The sequence below is a fragment of the Cohnella rhizosphaerae genome, from assembly GCF_029525575.1.
Classification (GTDB): Bacteria; Bacillota; Bacilli; order Paenibacillales; family Paenibacillaceae; genus Cohnella; species Cohnella rhizosphaerae.
On sequence record NZ_JAPDIA010000001.1, the window covers coordinates 299,047 to 317,296 of the forward strand.

The following is an 18,250-nucleotide window of genomic DNA, read 5'->3' on the forward strand; positions in this document are numbered from 1 at the left end:
TCTGTCGTCATTATAGGACCGACAGAACGGTGGAACAATTGGCTATTCAGAAACAGGCTGTTTTTACATACGATCCTTTTCGCATAGGCGGAGAATTCAATCGATTTTGAACGATCTTTCTAAATGGCCGATGGCGGACATCGCTTTTTCATGTATGCTGTGCGTTCTATTCATCCTTTTTTATTCGTTTCTTGATGAGCCAGGCGGTAAGCGCCTGGCGTCGAGCCTGTTTCTTTTTTTAAATGCCCTTGTAAAGTTTGTTACATCGACCTTGCCGATTTTTTGAACGATCACAGCCAGGCTGTCATTCGTAGTGATGAGCAGCTCCTTAGCCTTTTCAATTTTAAGATTATTGACATACTCAGACAGCGTTTGCCCTGTATGCGTTTTGAAAATACTTCTCAAGTATTGAACGGACATCGAAAACTGATCTGCCAGCAAACCGATTTGAAATTCATGCTTCAAACCATTTTCGTTAATAAATTGCAAGATCTCATCGATGAGTTGATCAGATTGCTGCTTCTTGTGACTATTTAAAAAAATCCGTAATCTTTTGAAAAACTTGTTCGATTAATTCGATCAAATCATCCACGGTCTGGAAGTGTTCGATTTCCAAAATATCGAACCCATAATCCAGCCTATTGGAATACGCGGTATCCAGCAATGCGGAGAGGCGTTTAAAGTATTGGATAATATCGAAACAAATGTACCTGCAGGTGTAGAGCGTGCATTTGTTTGTTTTAATGAAGTTCATCATCTCATAAAAACTTTTTTTGCGCCTTTTCGATTTTTAACTCGGAAAGATGTTCTCCAAACGTTTTCAGCATTTCGGGAAGAGGCGTTTCCGCATCCGTTATATGCGAGATTTGCCGATACTCGATGAGCGTTCCCGTACTGTAAAGCATTTTATATTCCAGGGCTTCGCGGCTTTGCAAGTATAGCTTTCCAATTTGGGATGGTTTTTCGCTTGTGTCGCTCACGCCTACAGTAGCCAAAACTCCCGATTCCAAAAGCTGTTGAAGGATATCTTCAAACGCCTGTATCAAATCACTGTAGCTTTCTTTTTCGAGGCAACAGATACAGACAATCTGCTGGTTAAAAAGCAGATTTTTAAATTGGCATTCGATAGACGCAGGGATCTTCCCTGCGATTGATTTTACGACAGCCGAATAACCGATCTTATTCAAAGCGACAATATCCTCGACATAAATGGATGCAATGCAAAATACGTTTTTTGAAAAATAAACGCCAATGCTTTTCCCGGCAGAATTCAGGCTTTGCAGGTTATTAAACGAACTGTTGAGTATGGATAATAATAAATTCTCATACAAGGCGTCTTCGGAATGCTCCGTGAAATTGCGGTAATCCACTTGAAGCTGGTTCAGATCCTCGATCGCCCTTTCTATCGTACCAAGCTCATCCTCTTTGCCGCCCGAATACGCTTTCAATTGCGATACGATTTTCCGGATCGGAAAATAATTGAACCTTAGTCCCAGCATGATGATAACCGCGCCAATGGCAAACATGAGCGTAATAACGACGATGACCCACACTTTTATTTGGTTAAGACTTTTCATGGCATACTGCATATCCGTAATTTTGACATAGTAATAGCCTGTTACATCGGAATGCAATCCAATAATATAAAGCTGGCGTCCGTCCGTTTTGATCGTATCGGAGAAATCTCCTTTGTGCTGCTTTAATAACGGTGTAATATGATTTAAAATAATTCCCTTTTGAATCCGGCACAAAGCTGCTAAGCAATTGAAGGTCGTTATCGAATACAAGTACGTTTTCATTCACAGCTTCATTCTCGGAAAAATTGAATAGCTTTTTCAAGTTTTCATTATCGATTACAAAAACAACGGTTCTTGTTGGATTAGAGAAATTCGGGGAAAGCGGCGAAAAATAAAAAATATATGAATGGTTGTTTTGGCTGATCACCTGGCGTACATTTACGGATTCCGAATGGTTTAATAAATCATAAAAGTCATCAATCGTCAAATCGCTGGAGACGATGTAATTCGGCAATATTTGCGGAAAAAAAAAAGGTGCCCGACGAGGAAAAAAGTTTTTGGGATCCTCTTTCGTACAAAAATATATCGCTCAGCGGGTCCTGCAGTCGTGTCAAAAAAAGAGAGCGTAGAAACGACGTTGTCCGAATGGTTTTTGATTTGAAACAACGTCATGGATGGAGCGTTGTCAACCTTAACCGTCAATGTATTTAATTCGGATATTTTTACGTCGTATACATTTTTAACTGTATTTAATTTATTGATATTGGAGGTATAAATCTCTTTTTCAAATGAATGATAAACAGTGGAATAGCAGAACAATAAAAACACTGCAATGGGTATGAACACCGCTATGCCATAAAGAAGCATCGTTTTCCTGAATAAATGGCTTCGAACTGACGGAAAAAGTGATTTCACAACGCTCACCTCTGAAAGATCGTCTCAAACAAATGCTTGCATTTTTTTGAAAACGCTTGCAAAATTTTTATCGCATCATATTCGCTAAGTAACATGCCCATTCGACAGGCCTGATTCATTATAATACAAATCAATTGAAAAAGCGGTCATTTATTCCCGTCCAGTGTAAAACGAGGGCGTCCAACGAAAAGCGAGCATTACGCCCAGAAAAATTCCGGAAGCCTAATGCCCGCAGGGCAAACGTTATCGTACCTTGCTTTTAATCAAAAACGCGTCGCCCGATGCCTTGTCCGAGCTCGGCGCCTTGCGCAATCAAACGATGCTGCAGCTCGCGAATATTCAGCTCGCGCACCGCTTTGCCTTGCTCAACGCTCATCGCCGCCGCCACGCCGGCCGCTTGGGCCTGCGCCATCTGGATCGGAATGACCCTTGTCGACGACATGGCCTCATGCGTAGCCGAGATCGGCCTGCCCGCCACGATGATGCCCTCCAGTCCCTTCGGCAGCAAGCAGGAAAACGGAATTTCATAGGTGCTCACTTTTTTTCGTATTTAAGCCTTTGTGATCCGGCGTATGGATATCCAGATGGTACCCGCCGAGACAGATCACATCGTCGAACCGTTTGCTTTCGATCAAGTCTTCGCCGGTAAGCACATAGTCGCCGACGATATGACGCGATTCCCGTACTCCGATTTGATGGGCCGTATCCAGCAGCCGAATGCGTTCGAAGCCGGGCACGTAAGCTTTGAGAAAATCGAAAATGTCCTTCATCTGCATCAAGCCGGTCACTTCTCCGTTCGAATAGCTCCGGTTGTCGTTCGGATTGACGCCCTCGACACGGCTCGAGACAACGATCATTTGATCGAACTTCGGGATACAGACGCCAACCAGGTTCGCGCGCGGAAAGGGAATCCCGTCTTGAACCGCCTGCTCGATATACTGCTGCAGACCGCCCAACACAAACACTTCCGCTCCGTCCATCTGATCGATCAACCCGTGAACGACTTCGTCAGTCATCGAAAACGGACGGATCTGCGATGTATGTTCCCGAAAATAGGCAATCAACGGTTTGAAGTCGATCCCGCTCACACGGAACACGAGCGAGGACACTTGCGTTTTGTTGTCGGACGGACGACCGTACACATAATCCGCGCCTGCTCGCACCGCCGCATCGCCATCGCCGCTGCAATCGATCACGGCGCCGCAGGACAAAAGCTGACTCCCTTCCTTATTTTGAATCAGTACGCCCTTCACGCATCCGTCCTCGACGACCGTATCCGTCAGCATGCTATGCAAGTAAAAGTGCACGCCGTCTTCCTGCAGCATCCGGGTGACGACATATTTGAACCAATGCGGATCGACGCCCAGCACGTCGCTGGTGATCGGGTCCATATAAAATTGCGTCGCGGCACCGATCTCTTGCAGTTTTGTTGCAATCTCGTAGGCGATTCCTTTGACGATCAGCTGCCGCAGGTTGTTATGGAAGCCGAGCAGCGGCAAGCCGGGGATGACATTGCCCCCGACGAATCCGTTGTATTCGACGATCGCCGTCCTGGCTCCCGCACGGGCCGCCGCCATCGCCGCGACGATACCCGTCGCTCCGCCTCCGACGACCACAACGTCGTAAGAATATTGTTTCAGCATGCGCTTCTCCTTTTCGCCTCGTCCTAGAATGTAAATCTGTATTACAACTCTAATTGAATATAGCACAAAATTTAATAATCAACAATATATCCGACCAAATCTGTATTAAAGTTTGTCGCACAGATTTAAAAAAAAGACGATTAATCCGCCCATTTACCGGGCGTAAAAATCGTCTATCGCTTAAGAGGGATACGAGCTTTGCCGGACGACAAGCTCGGGCTGGAGCACGATGATTTTGTTGCTGAGCACCGTTTCTCCGTTCATCATGTCGAGCAGCAACCCTGCGGCGCCTACGCCGATGTCGTAGGTCTGGAACTTGACCGACGTCAGCTTGACCGGCAGGCTCTCGCAAACCCCCCGTATTGTCGTAACCAACGACGAGAACGTCCTTGCCGACGATCAACCCTTTCTCGCCAAGCGCTTCGCAAGCCCCCCTTGGCGATGCCGTCGTTAAAGCAAAAAATACCGTCCGGCGTTACGCCGCTCTCCAGCAGTTGGGTGGCGCTGTCGTAGCCCGGGCGCTCCGTATCGAACGTTGGCTCGAACAGGACCAGCCTATCGTCCAGATTCATCCCCGCTTCGGCCAGTGCGCTCGTGTAGCCTTGATAGCGCTCGTAGGAAGTGGAATAGGCAGGACGCGAAATATAAGCGATGTTCTTGCAGCCATTTCCGATCAGATGCTTGACCGCCGCATACGCGCCGTAAAAATTGTTCGACACCACTTTCGGCGCTTCCACCCCTTCAATCCCGCGATTGCAGAATACGATCGGAGTGCCGGCGTCCCGCAGCTTGCCGAACAGGTTTAAATCGGTATGTCCGATTATGGCAGGTACGATAATGAGCCCATGAATGCCCAAATCGATCATTTTGTTCAAATAACCCGCCTGTTTCTCCGTCTGATTGTCCGTATTGCAGATAACGAGGTTGATATCGTGCCGGTTCATTATATCTTCGACGCCGCGCAAAATGCCCGGGTACGTATCGTGCCGGATATCCGGTATAATGAGCCCTACGGATCGGAACGCGCTTCTAGGCATATGCGCCGCAGACGCCGCCCGCTCCCCGGATACGTAAGTACCGCTGCCGTCTTTGGCATATAAGTAGCCCTCGCCGATCAACTCGGAAATCGACCGCTCGATCGTCGTCCGGGCAGCGTTGTATTGCTTGGCCAACGCGTTGCGCGAAGGCAGGCGGACATGCGGCTCAAGCAACTTGATCTGCTCGATCAGCTTATGCTTGACTTCCATGTAGCGGTAACCATACTCCTCCAAGCGTTTCTCCCCAATCTGTATGCTTCCTGTTGGTTTGATTGTAATAGATCGGGGAATGGTATTCAACAACGCTGGGGGGGATTGAACTGCAACCGCATCCCGTCGGCGAATGGAGGGACCGCTTACAACTTCGAAACCTGTGCGCTGCTGCTTTGCAGCAAGCTGTTGCTTCGGTAAAACTCGGCGATGCGCGCCGTCTCTTCGAGCGTAAAGCGCTTAAGCGGCGAACGGACGACCGGCGTCTTCAGCACCCCTTGCAAGTGGAGTATCGCTTTTTCGAAAGGGATAACGTCAAATTGCAGCATATGGGCGATCACCTCGTTCGCTTGGGCTTGCAGAGCCGGCAGCTTGCTCCATTGCCCTGCCGCCGCATGCGAAAACATGCTCATGAAAAGCGAAGGCATCATATTAAACGTGCTGCCGATGGCGCCGTCCGCGCCCATGAGCGCCGATGCCGCATACACTTCGTCATGTCCGTTCATGATCAGGAAGCGCTCTCCGCACCTGTCGCGAATTTGCTGCATCTCGAACAGATTCATCGACGTGAACTTGACCCCGAGGCATTGCGGATGCCGAGACATTTTTTCGTAAAAATCTACGGTCAAGCTAACGCCGGTCGCCCCTGGAAAGTGATAAATCAGCATCGGAACAGATACGGCGGACATAATCGTTTCATAATGCTGCTGCAATTCCTGTATGCCCGCTTTGTAGTAAAAAGGTACGACCGCAGATACTGCATCCGCCCCGGTCTTTTCAGCATGCACGGCCAGCTCGACGCTATCCCTCGTGCTGATGCATCCGGTGTGCGCGATGATCTTCACCCGCTTCGCCGCCGCCCCGATCACCGCCTCAAGCAGCTCCTTGCGCTCCGTCATCGACAGCATGAACGCCTCGCCGGTGCTGCCTCCGACATAAAATCCGCTTACTCCCAACCGCAGTTGATGCTCGATAAGCGCTTGTAAAGAATCGTAGTCGATATCCCCGTTCTCGTACATCGGTGTGACTAACGCCGTATAAATGCCTTTCATCTGAATACCGGACGTCAAAGCAGCCGCTCCTCTCAAATCGGTTTATAATCTGTATTACAATTCCTCCAAACTATAACAAAGCATAACCTAAAACTCAATAGACTCTCTAAACCTGTATTAAAAGTTTGGTGTGGCGCTATATAACTTCTAAGTTCTGTTTCGTTAAAATGGCGACTCTCAGTCATATACAAATAGAAAATAAAAAAAAGAAGCCATTAAAATCAGGCTCCTTGATTTGTGAGGCGGTGCGGTCAAGAGTACTGGACACTCCACGGTATTGCTAACACTGGCACCAGCGCCATTTGCGAATGAGGCAAATCAAAAACCATCCAAGGTCATGGAGGGCCAATTTGTTTTGTATGGTGGAGTTTAGATGGATAACGATAACCCGATTAAACTTGCTGACAAGCCTATTCACCGATGTAGAGCGTTGGCCCCCTACGGGGCTTCACCAAACGAAGGATGAGCCCGAAACACGATCGGCACGCCTGCTTCGCCGTCGATTGCCCATTCATTGCCTTCCGTACGCAGCGCATCGCAGGACCGCCCTTCAACCGAGAAACGTACGGGATGATCGCAACGGATGATATAAGTCCCTTCCCGATCCGGCGTTAATATCGCCTCTTGGACCAGCCCGACATTCCACGCGATATCCACCGTGACGCCGCCTCTCGCACGAAGTCCACGGACCTCGCCTTCCGGCCATGCGCTTGGAAGGGCGGGCAGCAGATGAATCGTCCCCCGATGACTCTGCAATAGCATTTCCGCGACGCCTGCCGTTCCGCCAAAATTGCCGTCGATCTGAAACGGAGGATGATTGTCGAGCAAATTCGGCAGCGTAGAGTGAGATAAGAGTGCGGTTAAATTCGCATGCGACTCCTCGGCATCCAACAATCTGGCCCAGAAATTAACGATCCAGGCCCGGCTCCAGCCGGTATGTCCCCCGCCATTCGCCAGGCGGCGCTCCAGCGTTCGGCGCGCGGCCGCGGATAGCTCTGGCGTCGTATCGGGCGTAATCTGGGTGCCCGGGTGCAAAGCGAACAGATGCGAGATATGACGATGCCCGAACTCGACCTCCTCGTAATCCTCGAACCACTCTTGCAATTGGCCGTAGCGTCCGATGCGGGGCGGCGGAAGCTTGCCGATCGCATGCCGGAGCCGGCCTAGAAAGTCATCGTCCGATCCGAGCCGCTCTCCCGCCGCTATGCAAGCCTGGAACAGTTCATGCGCGATCTGGCTGTCCATGGACGGTCCGTAGCACAGGACGCCCGTCTCCCCGCTCGGCAGCCGATAGGTATTCTCCGGCGAGACGGACGGGCAGGTGACCCATTCTCCACCGGGAAGCTCGACCAGATAGTCCAGCAGGAAGACGGCCGCCTCCTTCATCATTGGATAAGCGCGACTAAGAAATGCTGCATCTTCCCCATATCGATAGTGCTCCCATAGATGAAGAGACAACCAGGCGAGGCCAAGCGGCCAGTAGGTCGACGAAGGCCAGAGATCCTGAGGCGCCGTGTCCGCCCAGAGGTCCGTATTGTGATGAGCGGCGCTCCCGCGGCAGCCATACATCTGCCGGGCTGTATGACGTCCGTTCGGAATCATCCGCTCGATCAGATCGAACAGAGGCAAGTGGCATTCGGACAGGTGGCAGCTCTCGGCAGGCCAATAATTCATTTGCGTATTAATATTGATCGTGAACTTGCTGTCCCAGGCCGGAAGCATATCCTTGTTCCAGATGCCCTGCAGGTTCGCGGGCAGCGATCCGGGACGGCTTGAGGCGATCAGAAGATACCGTCCGTAATGAAAATATAAAGCGAAAAGTCCGGGATCGTCGATTCCGGCTCTGACGTTATCGAGGCGTTTGGAGGTTTCCTCCGTCCCGTCATCCTTGCCCGTCGCGGCGCCGATCCGAAGCCTGGTCCGATCGTACAGACGGCGATAATCCGTTGTATGTGCTGCCCATAGTTCCGGGAATGGGATGGCTGCGACGCGTCTGGCTTGCCCGAGCGCCGCCGTATCGGGGTCGTTCTCGCGAAAGTCGGTCGCCGCGGTCACGACCAACAGTACGGCGTCGGCATTCGTGACGACGAGATGCTCTCCGATCGTGCGCATACTCCCTCCCTCCGGCTTGCATTCGAGTACGCCGCAATACCGGACGCCCCCGCCGCTAGTGCCGCTCATGACGATCGTGGTCCCGTCCCTCGCGCCGATCCCGTCCACGTAACGGAACCGCTCGCGTCCCATTCGGGCGGTAAACGATATTCGACCGGGAACGTCCGCCGTGAGCCGTATGACGATCGCATGATCCGGATAGCTCGCAAAAACGGCCCGATCGAACCTCGTACCTCCCGCCGTATAGGATACGCGGACGACGGCATCCGATAAGTCAAGCCGCCGCTCATAACGCTCAATCTCCTCCGCATGTTCGAAATGGAGGAACAGATCGCCGAGCGGGACATAATGACGCTGGGTCTCGGGTATGGCGGTCAGGGCCATGGAAGCCAGACGCTCGGCCTCCCGCGGCTTGCCTTCGAAAATAAGCCTGCGGATTTCCGGCAAGTTCGATAAGGCATCCGGATTATGCCGATCCCTCGGGCCGCCGTGCCATAAAGAATCTTCATTCAACTGTATGCGTTCCTCACGAGGATCGCCGAAAATCATCGCCCCCAAGCGGCCATTGCCGACCGGCAACGCCTCGTCCCATTGACCGGCAGGCGATCGATAGAACAGCGCATGCTCACGATCGTCCATGTTCTCTTCCATTCGTTTTCATCCTTTCCGGTATGCGATCCATGATTATGGTTCTTCTTGCATTTCACGGTAGGCGCCCGGAGGTATTCCTGCGTATTTTTTGAATACCTTCGCAAAGTAGTGCTTGGTGTCGAATCCGACCTGCCGACTGATGGCTTCAACGGTGAGATGAGACTGCGATTTCAGCAGCTTTTGCGCCTCACGGATTCTGAGCGAATTCAAGTAATTGACGAACGTGTCACCCGTCTCCTTCTTGAATAGGCTGCTGATATAATTCGGATGCAATCTCATCCGTTCCGCCAGATGATCCAGGGACAGATCGTTCATATAATTGACCTGCAGATAGGCCAATATCCGTTCGGCGTGACGGGTGTACTCTGGGTCGGAAGCGGCGGGGAGCTCCTCCAAGACACGGCTTAGCAAGACCGCGATTTCATCCCGATCCAGCGGTTTAAGCAAGTAATCCACGACTCCCGAACGGAGCGCCTGGCGGACGTATTCGAAGTCGTCGTAGCCGGTCAGAATAATGAATCGATCGCATAACCCCTCTTGTCTCGCTTCCTGGATCAATTCAAATCCGTTCATCTCCGGCATGTTGATATCCGTTATCGTGACATCGGGCATAAAGCGCTTCATATTCTCCAAGGCTTCCGGGGAATTAAAGGCCGAACAAATATCCGAACCTGCCGGTGCGACCTCTTCGACGATTTTAACTAACCCTTTCAGAATCAAAGGCTCGTCGTCTACGATTAAGATCTTCAACGTCCGCCACCTTCCTTTTCACGATTCAATCCACGATCTCTAAAGTGATCTTGTATACATAGATGCCCTTTTCGATTTTGTATTCATCGTGAATATTTTTGGTCCATCCAGTATCTCCACCAAGACCTGCATGTTTGTAATCGATATGAAGGAAAACAGAATCGGATGTGCCAAGCTCGTCCTCGTAGGCGGCATTGTTATACTGTCCGATGCTGTGCTGATGGATGTCAAAATGAAAGTGACCCGCCGAGGTAACTTTTACTTTGCGGTCATCCGCCGACACATACAAATAACGGACATCTTCCTTGCCCCCGCACTCAACCGGCACGATGTAGGGAACATGCTGTTCTTTAACAGAGCTTTCATATATACCGACGAGGGCAGCCGTTTTACGGTCCGCATAGTTCTCCCATGGCCCGCGGCCATACCATTTGATACTCTTCCAGGCAGCAGGGAAGGTAAAGCTCAGACCGATTCTCGGTAAGGTATCGACATTAGCATTATTCACGACAGTGTTAGTAATTTCAATGCCTTTACCGCCAATCGCATACTCCGTACGTGTTTCAATGCAACCATGATAAAGAACATGAACCTGAATGATGACTGATGCAGGCGCTGCATATACCCGGATACGCTTGATCTCTTTCTGATCGGAGTCCAGCCCGAGGCTTCTCCAATCATCTGCATAGTTTAGCGTCTCACCAGGCACACCTGCGTCTATCCCCGTTGGCGGCCGATAGAAATTGTTCGCTCCGCCCGTAAAGTAGTCTTGATTATTGTATCTGACAGAAATGAACTCTGCCGTTTCTTTCGAGAAGACCACGTTCGTATTTTCATTATAAATATGAATTCGATTCGCAGCTTCTTCATATGCCAGGCTCCCGCTTTGAATATCCCCGGTATGTATTTCATGTACGGAATCTTTCAACTCGACCTGGCATGCATAGATACAGGTTCCCTTATTTGCATAATAGGTGTCCTCGTTCAGACAAGCATAAAAATTCAGGAACGCTTCCCCAGAGACCTTGGTTGGATCGTATGGTGCCTGAAGACCTTCGATAGCTCCGGCCGGCGTGTGTAATCGGGGTAATGTACCGTTCTCCACAACCTTCCCGTCGCAAACAAGTTCCCAACCGATGTCCAGGTGGCTTAAGTCCCGATGCGTATAATGATTATAAATTCGATAACTTTTAATACCGGGAACATCATAATGCCGTTTAACATAATCGATCTGGACGGGAGCTTGTACATTTTTAATTTCATAGGCAGCCGGTTTCAGCGTTAAATCCGGAAATACGATGCCGTTCAGGCACATATCGGGCGCGGGATCTATAATCTCTTCCTGGAAGGCGCCGCCATAAACATATTTTTTGTTTCCAGATTCATCATGCCGGACAAGCGCTTTATCCTGGAAATCCCAAATGAAGCCGCCCTGAAACCGCGGGAATTTATAAATAAGGTCCCAGAATTCCTTGAAATTCCCGTTGCTGTTGCTTTTCGCGTACGCATATTCACACATAATAAACGGCCGCAAGTCAACGCTGCTCGTCATGCATTCCACAATCCAATCCTTCTGAGGATACATGGGCGCCATGATATCGGAAATATTGGCCGGAGGATTCAAGGACTCATACTGAACATATCTTGTTTTATCATATTCCTTTATCCACCCGTACATGGCAGCATGGTTCGCTCCGTAACCGGACTCATTTCCCAAGGACCACAGAATGATCGAGGGATGATTCTTATCTCGCAACACCATCCGTGCTGCACGTTCCATATAAGCATGCGTCCATTCGGGAGATGCGCTGAGCTGGCCGCCGATGCCATGGGTCTCAATATTGGCCTCATCCACAACATATATGCCCAGTTCATCACAAAGGTCGTACCATTCGACGGCATGCGGATAGTGACTGGTTCTTACCGCATTGATATTTAGCGATTTCATGATCTTGATCTGCTCACTCATATACTCCGTCGACACCACGCGCCCCGTTTCGGGACAAAATGCATGAAGGTTGGTTCCGCGAATGATGAGACGTTTGCCGTTCATTTTCAATATCCCGGTGTTATCGATGCTGATTTCTCGGAAGCCAACATTTGCACTCTCGATGTCAACGACATTTCCGTCAGGGTCGATCATTTCCAATACTAATTTATAGAGGTAAGGAATTTCGTCGCTCCACAATTGGGGACTCTTAATGGTTTGTTTGACTTTCGCCACATAGTTGTCTTGCAGGTAGGATCTGAAATCCGCAAACTTCGGCGTCTCAAATTGCGTAACCAATTCTCGATCGTGATCATAAAGAGACAGACGCACGTGAGCTTCCCCATAACAGCTTGCTTGATTATTAGGATAAACCGTCACGGCTAATTCGGCATTGTCATAATCACCCGGGAAAAGCGTTTCGATTTTATAATCATGAATTCGCATTCGCGGTTTTGCATAAATCAGAACATCTCTGAAAATACCCGATAGATGCCAGTAGTCCTGATCCTCCAGATAAGAACCGGCTCCGAATCGCATCACCTGAACGGCCAAATGGTTTTGCCCCGTTTGGATGTAATCGGTAATATCAAATGAAGCGTTAAGCTTGCTGTCCTGCGAATAACCGACGAACTTCCCGTTTAACCACAGATAAAAGCAGGATTCCACACCGGCAAAATCGATAAACAAATCTCTGTTGTTAAAATGTTCAGGAATTTCGAACGATAGGACATAACATCCGGTGAGGTTATCCTCCGGCACATAAGGCGGATTCAAAACAAATTCATCTTGCTTCAGTTGAATTTCGTGATGAGAGTCCGCCCCCCTTCCGCGCAAAGGGATACTTAATATTAGTGTATATAGGTTTCCCGTATCCGAACAACTCCCAGTTGGAAGGAACAGGGATATCATCCCATTTGGACACGTCATATGCAGGATGATAAAACTCATCAGTTACTGCATCCGGAGATGAAAACGTTTTAAATTTCCAAGTGCCGTTTAAGCATTTTACGTATTTTGACGCTCTCCGGTCGCCGCTTAGCGCCTGTTCCACGGTTTCGTATATTCCATACGGCTCATGCATGGGATGACGGTTCTTGTGAGCGACATGCGGATTCTCCCAGTCTCTGTTCAGCTTCATACGTTCGAATAACCCCCTCATAAATTGTCTTAATTGGTTGTGCTAAGAAAGTCGATACCCTTATAATATAAGGACAAGTTTTCATATTAAATGTTAGGTCTGGTAATTCATTTATCCATTTTGGTAGGTGCGGTGACGATATGAATTTCGAAGCTATAAAAGAAAACGATGTCGTATACCGGTGTATCGGAGACGATTTCGACCAGGGCATTTTGTCATGCGGCTTTATGAGAAAAAGAACGGCAGAGCGCTCCCAGTATGACTTCAGGATCGGATATTACAGCTGTTTGTTGGTCCTGCAAGGCAATGGACGATTTATCTCAAAGGAAGGCACTGTTATTACAATGCAAGCAGGGGATCTGGTACAACGTTTGCCCGATCGTATGCACTCCACCGAAATCGAGCCGAATGGGGAATGGATCGAGTTTTATATCAGCATAGGTTATCCAGTCTATCATTACCTCAAAACGCTAGGCATCATAAATTCCGACCAAGAGGTGCAGCCGACACGACGACATACAAACGATATTTTGAATGAATTTGCCGCCCTGCTTAACTCTCTTAAAGCCGCTGTAGATGAAAGGCTCCCCTATTTGCTGATGAAAGCTCAGGAACTCATTATCCGTTTGCACGGCAGCGTACATCATACTCAGAGAGAGCACAATGATCATAAAATCTCAAAAGCTTGCCAACTAATCGGTGGCGCCAATGATATCCATTACGATATTAAAGAAGCCGCAGCAAGCCGTAAATATGGGCTATGAGAATTTCAGGAAGCTATTTAAAGCCACAACCGGAGTTTCCCCTCAGCGGTACCACATTGAACATTTAATGAAACAGGCCAAAATGATGCTCCTCTCCGGACTCCCCATTAAACACGTAGCCGTTAGTCTTGGTTATGGGGATATTTATTCCTTTACCAAGCAATTTACGAAATCGGAAGGAATGCCTCCAGGACGTTATATCCGTAACCGCCACAGATAAGCAAGAAACTAAGCAAAGGGCATGTCCGCTACCTTCCTTTTCACGATGATAATGCGCAAGCAGGTTCCTTTGCCCGACTCGCTGAGGATTTCCAGTCGGGATTCTCCTCCGAAGAAGCTTTTGACTCGTTCGTTGACGTTTTTCAAACCTACGCCGACCCGCTCCTCTGCCTTTCTAGGCTCGTCGTGCCTGGACAGCCGTTCGCGAAGCGCGAGAAGCTTCTCCGGCTTAATCCCGTTGCCGCTGTCGGTAACGTCGATCGTAATCTCGCTTTCCGTTTCCCTCGCCTGCAGCGAGATATGGACGGGTCGAAGGACGGCGGAAGCTCCATGCACGATCGCATTTTCGATAAGCGGCTGCAAAAGGAATCGCGGACAAGCCAGCCGTTCGGCATCCAGCGCAACTTGAATTTCAAAAGTCAGCCTGCTTTGGAGCCTCATTTTGTGGATGTTCATATAAAAGGAAACCATCTCGATTTCCTTCGCAAGAACCGTTTCTTCCCGCGCGGACGACAAGCTGTACCGCATCAGTTTCCCGAACCAGAAGGAAATATCGGCGACTTCCTTGTCGTCGTTTGCCTCGGCGACCATGCGGATCGTCTCGAGCGTGTTATAGAGGAAATGAGGCTTGATCTGCGCTTGCAGCACCTGGTATGCCGCTTCTTTGTTGCGCATTTCAGCTCGGTGGACGTTGTTGACGAGCTCGTCCATTCGCCGGACCATCGCGTTATAGGTGACGATCAGGAAGCCGATTTCATCCTTTTCGAACTTGCCGTTTTTGACCGTCAGCTGCCTGAGGTTATTGTCGTTCAGCGTACGCATATGCCGGGCCAACCGAAGAATCCGTTTGGTAATCGTCGAAGCCAGCAGGTAATAGGCGATGGATAAAGCGATCAACAGCAGCACGATCATCGTCACCAAGACGATTTCCTTCTTCTTCACGGAACGGAATACGTCTCCCACCTGACCGGTGACGATGACGCGAACGTCCAGCGGCTCGAGCTTCAGCTGATTGACGATCGTTTGCCGGTTGATAAAAAATTTCCTGTCATCCGCTTGCAGAAGACGCAATGTCTTCTTGTCCAACGCCGGCGCTTCATTCGTCAACGGATCGCCCTGTCCGGACAACAGCAACGCTCTCCAACTTCCTTCCACACCCGCGGCCGCATAGAAGTTATGGATTAAACTTTTGCGTACCCGAATTTCAAGAAGGCCGATTCGCTCCGTAATTTGCGTATTGTAAATGTACTGGTAATAGATCAGGTCCGGATCCGACGCCGCGGGATCGGCGCGCAGCCATTTCCCCTGTCCGGCTTTCAGGGACGAGACGGTTTGTTCCGTTTGCGGATCCAGCATAGACCGATCGCGAAACAAATTGGTGATGGGCAATACCCGATCCTTCATCTTATAAATGACGATGGATTCGATCTCCGGATTAGCGAACATCGATTGCGTGTTCAGCGGGAGAATATAGCGGGTCAGCGCGTAGATGCTGTCCGCGTCGGATTCGTATACGCCGTCCAGATAATCGGTCAAGTAAGGATTGTATTGCAGCACCCGGTGGACCGACTGAATTCGGGCGAAATCCGTTTTCAGATTGGCGTAAGCCTGCTCCAGGATTTTCTGCCTGCTCTCCACGAATTGTTGCGTCAGGTTGCCGTAGATTTGCGAGTAATAGTGATAACCGAATGCCAGAACAGGAATAAAGATCATAATCACGTAACCAAGCACGATTTTGCGCATGATGCTCAAGGCGGCGTTTCCCTCCGATGCGGAATCCATATATCGTTAACGTATCATGTACTAAAGAATTCCGATAGAGGCGCATCCCCTCCAGATTTGCAATTCCGCAAACCCCGGTTAACGTGAGAACGGATCAAATTGAAACGATTCGCCAGCCTTCACGGTGTATCGGATCGATCGCTTCTTATAGCGCAGCGTACAAGGCAATCCGCAAAGGGAACGGATCTCGGCGCCGATTAAGCTTCCTTCCGCCCAAGTCATGCCGACTTCGAATCCCCCTCGGGCGCGAAAGCCCGAGACGGAGCCTTCCGGCCATGTTTCCGGCAAGGCAGGAAGCAATTCGATTTCGTATTCGGCTTTTCCGTTTCGATAGCGGGATCGGCTTTGCAGCAGCATTTCCGCAATGCCCGCGGTTCCGCCGAAATTGGCGTCGATCTGCATCGGAAACGGCTCATGTTGATTGAGCAGATTCGGATTGGTCGATCCCGCCAAGAGATCGACGAGCCGCTTGCGCGCGCTCTCCCCGTCTCGCAATCTGGCGTGCAGCGCTATCCGCCAAGCAGCCGGCCAAGCCAGGATTCGGTCCTTGCTCCGATGGCGAAGCTCGAGGCTTTTGCGCGCCCCCCTCGAACGTTTCGGGCGTATCCTCGGATATCTGATTGCCGGGATATAAGCCGTAAAGGTGAGAAACGTGGCCGTTCGAATCTTCCGGTCGATCCCAATCCTCCGGCCATTCCTGCAATTGGCCGAATCGTCCGATTTGCATGGGGGGGATCCGGTCCAGAACCTTTCGGATTTCGTGTTCGAACGCCGAATTTTCGCCCAGTAGCTCGCTTGCGATCAAACAACGTTCGACCAAGTCTCGGATCAACTGCACGTCCATCGTGGACGAGATCGTGAGATGCCTTCTTCGATCGCGGCCGTCCCGATACGCGTTCTCCGGCGAATAGGAAGGATTGGTAATCAGCAGACCGGCGAATTTGACACCTTCGGGAGCCTCCACCAGGAAGTCCATCACGAATCGGGCGGCTTCTTTCATGGCAGGGTAGGCCCGTACCCTCAGAAAGTCAAGGTCGGGATTGTATTCGAAGTGATCCCATAAGTGCTGGACCAACCATACCCCGCCCATCGGCCATATTCCGGCATGGATGTCGACCGGGGCCGCGGCGCGCCATAAATCGGTATTGTGGTGGACGACGAAGCCCTTCGCGCCGTAATAGAGTTCCGCCGTGCGCGCGCCGGTGACGCGAAGATCGTCGATCAGATCGAACAGCGGCAGATGGCATTCCGGCAAGTTTCCGACCTCCGCCGGCCAGTAATTCATCTGGACGTTGATGTTGGTCGTCCATTTGCTTCCCCATTCCGGCCATTCTTCTTCATTCCATATGCCTTGCAAGTTGGAAGGCTGATCGCCCGGTCTGGAAGACGCAATGAGCAAATACCGGCCGAACTGAAAATATAACGCGGCGAGCGACGGGTCCTACGTCTCCCGAATGTCGAGTACGCGCCGATCCGTCGGACGCCGCTTGCCGCCAGTTCGCTCGTCCGCCCCGGCCCCCCCCCAGCCTTATCGAGACTCGTTCATACAAGGCTTTATGGTCTTCGACGTGTTCGTCCAGCAACTCGCGATAAGGTCGTTCGGAGACGCGCGCCATATACCGATTGTTCAATTCCGAAGGATCGCCCCCAATGTCCCGGTAGTTCAAGAAGCTTGTCGCTCCGGAAAAAACGAGGGTTACGGCACTCGCTTCCGCTATGCGCAAGACGCCGTCGCCGGCCGCGCACGAGCCGCCTTCGCAAAAAGCCGTGAGCCTTCCTTCGAATCGGAGTCCCGGACCTTCCCAAGAGCCGCTCCAATTTCTTGGACCCTTGCGCGTTCTGGTCCGTCCAGTCAGCCGAATCGCGCGGCTGCCGTCGGATTGAACGGACGCATCGGGGTGGACGCTGGACAAAGACGCGTCTACCGCGATACTGCCCCGCTCGCCGCACGAAAGCCGAATTACCAGGCAGCCGCTCGGGCGGGAACAGAAGATTTCGCGCGTGTAGTCGCATCCGTCGGCTTCATAGGATACGGTCGCCACCGCCCGCCGCAGATCCAATTCACGCCGATATCGCGTAACCTCGCGATGCCCGGGGAACGCCAGATTCAGCTCGCAAAAAGGCAGGTAAGCTTGCAGATGGATCGGCTCCCCCCATCATGCGGTCCAGAAAAAGCCGCTCCGCCTCCTCGATCCGATCATTGAAAATCAGGCTCCGGACTTCTTGCAAATATTGCCCCGCGTCCGGCCGGTTATAATCGTGCGGCGCCCCCGACCACAACGTCTCCTCGTTGATCTGGATTCTTTCCGTTGCCGCTGCTCCGAACACCATTGCTCCCAGCCGTCCGTTGCCAATCGGAAGAGCCTCTTTCCATGCCGTACCGGGCGAATCATACGCCAGCTTCATCATTTTCCCGCCTTTCCATTCACCCATTTGCCTTCACCTGCAATATAGCGTGAAAAATCCGTCA

The 18,250-nt window shown here is 50.7% G+C and carries 17 protein-coding genes and 2 pseudogenes; 2 read left to right on the forward strand and 17 right to left on the reverse strand.

The window, feature by feature from the left end:
* Positions 1-180: 180 nt before the first annotated feature.
* The 11 genes from OMP40_RS01405 to OMP40_RS41035 form a co-directional block, all read right to left on the reverse strand.
* Positions 181-489 carry a helix-turn-helix transcriptional regulator gene (locus OMP40_RS01405; RefSeq protein ID WP_277528557.1) on the reverse strand — a complete coding sequence of 103 codons (309 nt, stop codon included), beginning with the start codon at positions 487-489 and terminating at the stop codon, positions 181-183.
* Between the two features lie 269 nt (positions 490-758).
* Entirely contained in the window at positions 759-1,799 is a 1,041-nt protein-coding gene (locus tag OMP40_RS01410; RefSeq protein WP_277528559.1) for a hypothetical protein, read from the reverse strand.
* An 892-nt stretch (positions 1,800-2,691) separates the two neighbouring features.
* Positions 2,692-2,970, reverse strand: a complete 279-nt coding sequence (locus OMP40_RS01415) for an FAD-dependent oxidoreductase (RefSeq protein WP_277528561.1) — start codon at positions 2,968-2,970, stop codon at positions 2,692-2,694.
* Positions 2,957-4,075, reverse strand: a complete 1,119-nt coding sequence (locus OMP40_RS01420; protein ID WP_277528563.1) for an FAD-dependent oxidoreductase — start codon at positions 4,073-4,075, stop codon at positions 2,957-2,959. The genes OMP40_RS01415 and OMP40_RS01420 overlap by 14 nt, the downstream gene beginning before the upstream one ends.
* A gap of 180 nt (positions 4,076-4,255) precedes the next feature.
* The gene (locus OMP40_RS01425) at positions 4,256-4,450 is read right to left on the reverse strand and encodes a substrate-binding domain-containing protein (RefSeq protein WP_277528566.1); all 195 of its coding nucleotides are present in this window, start codon (positions 4,448-4,450) and stop codon (positions 4,256-4,258) included.
* A complete protein-coding gene (locus tag OMP40_RS01430) occupies positions 4,402-5,322 on the reverse strand; it encodes a GntR family transcriptional regulator (RefSeq protein WP_277528568.1) in 921 nt (306 codons plus the stop codon). Before OMP40_RS01430 ends, OMP40_RS01425 begins: the two co-directional genes overlap by 49 nt.
* Before the next feature lie 146 nt (positions 5,323-5,468).
* Positions 5,469-6,392 carry an N-acetylneuraminate lyase gene (locus tag OMP40_RS01435; protein ID WP_277528569.1) on the reverse strand — a complete coding sequence of 308 codons (924 nt, stop codon included), beginning with the start codon at positions 6,390-6,392 and terminating at the stop codon, positions 5,469-5,471.
* Between the two features lie 420 nt (positions 6,393-6,812).
* Positions 6,813-9,137, reverse strand: coding sequence for a glycoside hydrolase family 95 protein (locus OMP40_RS01440; RefSeq protein WP_277528572.1), 2,325 nt, complete (start codon positions 9,135-9,137; stop codon positions 6,813-6,815).
* A 33-nt stretch (positions 9,138-9,170) separates the two neighbouring features.
* Positions 9,171-9,887, reverse strand: a complete 717-nt coding sequence (locus OMP40_RS01445) for a response regulator transcription factor (RefSeq protein ID WP_277528574.1) — start codon at positions 9,885-9,887, stop codon at positions 9,171-9,173.
* A 25-nt stretch (positions 9,888-9,912) separates the two neighbouring features.
* Positions 9,913-12,636: a glycoside hydrolase family 2 TIM barrel-domain containing protein gene (locus OMP40_RS01450; protein ID WP_420871884.1), complete on the reverse strand. Its 2,724-nt coding sequence runs from the start codon at positions 12,634-12,636 to the stop codon at positions 9,913-9,915.
* 22 nt (positions 12,637-12,658) lie between these two features.
* Positions 12,659-13,036 (reverse strand): sugar-binding domain-containing protein, encoded by a 378-nt coding sequence (locus OMP40_RS41035; protein WP_420871868.1) that lies wholly within the window; start codon positions 13,034-13,036, stop codon positions 12,659-12,661.
* A gap of 119 nt (positions 13,037-13,155) precedes the next feature.
* Here OMP40_RS41035 and OMP40_RS01455 point away from each other — a divergent pair, with 119 nt between their 5' ends.
* On the forward strand, positions 13,156-13,779 hold the full coding sequence (locus OMP40_RS01455; RefSeq protein ID WP_277528578.1) for a hypothetical protein: 624 nt from the start codon (positions 13,156-13,158) through the stop codon (positions 13,777-13,779).
* Positions 13,769-13,999: a helix-turn-helix domain-containing protein gene (locus OMP40_RS41040; RefSeq protein WP_420871869.1), complete on the forward strand. Its 231-nt coding sequence runs from the start codon at positions 13,769-13,771 to the stop codon at positions 13,997-13,999. Before OMP40_RS01455 ends, OMP40_RS41040 begins: the two co-directional genes overlap by 11 nt.
* An 8-nt stretch (positions 14,000-14,007) precedes the next feature.
* Here OMP40_RS41040 and OMP40_RS01460 read toward each other — a convergent pair whose 3' ends face one another.
* The 6 genes and pseudogenes from OMP40_RS01460 to OMP40_RS01475 form a co-directional block, all read right to left on the reverse strand.
* A complete protein-coding gene (locus OMP40_RS01460; RefSeq protein WP_277529193.1) occupies positions 14,008-15,741 on the reverse strand; it encodes a sensor histidine kinase in 1,734 nt (577 codons plus the stop codon).
* A gap of 117 nt (positions 15,742-15,858) precedes the next feature.
* Complete coding sequence (locus OMP40_RS01465) at positions 15,859-16,182, reverse strand: glycoside hydrolase family 95-like protein (RefSeq protein ID WP_277528580.1); 324 nt, start codon at positions 16,180-16,182, stop codon at positions 15,859-15,861.
* 9 nt (positions 16,183-16,191) lie between these two features.
* Positions 16,192-16,464 (reverse strand): annotated as a pseudogene (locus OMP40_RS41045) (glycosyl hydrolase family 95 catalytic domain-containing protein); the annotation flags it as partial.
* Positions 16,376-17,209 (reverse strand): annotated as a pseudogene (locus OMP40_RS01470) (glycosyl hydrolase family 95 catalytic domain-containing protein); the annotation flags it as partial. The pseudogenes OMP40_RS41045 and OMP40_RS01470, both read right to left, overlap by 89 nt.
* Positions 17,118-17,924, reverse strand: a complete 807-nt coding sequence (locus OMP40_RS41050; protein WP_420871885.1) for a glycoside hydrolase N-terminal domain-containing protein — start codon at positions 17,922-17,924, stop codon at positions 17,118-17,120. The gene OMP40_RS41050 and the pseudogene OMP40_RS01470, both read right to left, overlap by 92 nt.
* The gene (locus OMP40_RS01475) at positions 17,842-18,213 is read right to left on the reverse strand and encodes a glycoside hydrolase N-terminal domain-containing protein (protein WP_277528583.1); all 372 of its coding nucleotides are present in this window, start codon (positions 18,211-18,213) and stop codon (positions 17,842-17,844) included. The genes OMP40_RS41050 and OMP40_RS01475 overlap by 83 nt, the downstream gene beginning before the upstream one ends.
* Positions 18,214-18,250: the final 37 nt, after the last annotated feature.